The 329-nt window shown below is 49.8% G+C and carries 1 rRNA gene; it reads right to left on the bottom strand.

Annotated features, from left to right (window positions below):
• Window positions 1-329: ribosomal RNA gene (locus CF599_RS19395) — 16S ribosomal RNA — on the bottom strand; the annotation flags it as partial.

Here is a 329-nt window from a genome sequence, read left to right on the forward strand (position 1 = left end):
CGGTTTGCACCGGCAGTCTTGCTAGAGTCCCCGCCTTAACGCGCTGGTAACTAACAATAGGGGTTGCGCTCGTTATAGGACTTAACCTGACACCTCACGGCACGAGCTGACGACAACCATGCAGCACCTTGTAAATTGTCCGAAGAAAAATCTGTTTCCAAATCTGTCAATCTACATTTAAGCCCTGGTAAGGTTCCTCGCGTATCATCGAATTAAACCACATGCTCCACCGCTTGTGCGGGCCCCCGTCAATTCCTTTGAGTTTCATTCTTGCGAACGTACTCCCCAGGTGGGATACTTATCACTTTCGCTTAGCCACTCAGACCGAA

This window comes from Myroides sp. N17-2, assembly GCF_002286775.1.
In the GTDB taxonomy this organism is placed as follows: Bacteria; Bacteroidota; Bacteroidia; order Flavobacteriales; family Flavobacteriaceae; genus Flavobacterium.